This window comes from Gammaproteobacteria bacterium (assembly GCA_022450155.1).
Taxonomy (GTDB): Bacteria; Pseudomonadota; Gammaproteobacteria; order Arenicellales; family UBA868; genus REDSEA-S09-B13.
In genome coordinates this window covers 1-1,634 of sequence record JAKUQR010000077.1, presented here as the reverse complement: position 1 = coordinate 1,634, position 1,634 = coordinate 1, and the positions used below count along the sequence as shown (strand labels likewise).

Here is a 1,634-nt window from a genome sequence, read left to right as displayed (position 1 = left end):
TCAGTAGAAGTCAATCCAGTAAAGCTCCAACTCATATTCACACTGACGACCCACGACTGATGGGTGAATAGTTGATATTATTTTGTGATCTATTCGTCCGGAATGAGACAAATCTAATGACACACAACCTATCGCCCCAGACCGACGCACGAGGCGTGGTTGTTTCTGAATGTAAACCCAGTTCGTTGGAAGACTATGAGAGGGCTTTGTACCAGTTTCAGAGTTATTTCGGTGACCCTACCGAAACCCTTGCTGCGACGGTCGAGAACGATCCCGAGTTTGTTATGGGTCACGTATTCAACGCCAGCGCTATGTTAATGATGACCGAGCGTCAATACATCCCAGCAATCAGGCACAGTATCGAGAGCGCTGAGTCCCTCGCGCACAAGTCAAATGATCGAGAAAAAGAGCTGATTACGGCTGCCAGACACTGCCTGGAGGGTCGTTGGGACCGGGCCTGTGTTGCCTGGGATCGGGTTCTGGCAAGGTATCCGAGAGACGCGATGGCGATCCAGTGTGCACACCTGATGGATTTTTTTCGAGGCGACGCAGTTAACCTGCGGGATCGCGTAGGTCGGGTGATCCAACACTGGCACGAGAGCGTGCCGGGGTACTCCTACATCCTGGGTATGCAGGCTTTCGGCTTCGAAGAATGCAACCAGTACGATAAGGCCGAGGAAACCGCCAACAAAGCACTAGAAATCGAACGCCGAGACGGGTGGAGCGTACATGCATTGGCCCATGTCATGGAGATGCAGGGTCGCTATGAGGAAGGAAAAGATCTTATGCAATCCCGCGAGCAGGACTGGGCGCCGGACAATGGCTTAGCTTTCCACAACTGGTGGCATCTGGCGTTGTTCCACATAGAGCACGAGGATTTTCCCGGTGCGGTCAGACTGTACGACGAAAAGGTCATTCCGGAGGATTCAGATGTTACGCTGCAGATGCTGGATGCCACTGCGCTGTTGTGGCGGCTGCACCTGCAGGGTGTGGATGTGGGTGAACGCTGGAACCGAATCGCCGACATGTGGGCGCGAAAGGCACCGGTGGAAAACGGCTACTACGCGTTCAACGACCTACATGCCTTAATTTCATTTCTCGGCGCGGGCCGGACAGCGGAAGCCCGCACAGTGCTTGCTGCGGTTGAGGCAGCAGCCGAAACCAATCTGGAATCAGCCTGCCGGATGGCCCGCGAAGTCGGCATTCCAGTCTGCTCCGCTTTTCTGGCTTTTGCAGAAGAACGTTATAAGGATGCAGTAGAATTGTTACTGCCGATTCGAACCATCGCGCATCGTTTTGGTGGCAGTCACGCACAGCGCGACATACTGACGCAGACTCTCATCGAATCGGCAATTCGTGCAGATAACACTGGGTTGGCATCGAATCTGATCAGTGAGAGAACTGTACACAAGCCGTTTAGCCCACTGACTCGACGCTTCAACGCAAAGATCAAAACCCACTAGAAGTTAATCGTATAAAAGTGTTAGAGAGATAATGTCTCAACGGTAGTTCCATTAAGCCTCCCATTGAACTGTTCATAAACTGTTTTCAGTGTCCTCAGTAGAAGTCAATCCAGTAAAGCTCCAACTCATATTCACACTGACGACCCACGACTGATGGGTGAATAGTTGATA

General features: G+C 52.0%; 1 protein-coding gene. It reads left to right on the top strand.

The window, feature by feature from the left end; translation table 11 throughout:
• Nucleotides 1-116: 116 nt before the first annotated feature.
• The gene (locus MK323_15430; protein MCH2483535.1) at nt 117-1,463 is read left to right on the top strand and encodes a tetratricopeptide repeat protein; all 1,347 of its coding nucleotides are present in this window, start codon (nt 117-119) and stop codon (nt 1,461-1,463) included.
• Nucleotides 1,464-1,634: the final 171 nt, after the last annotated feature.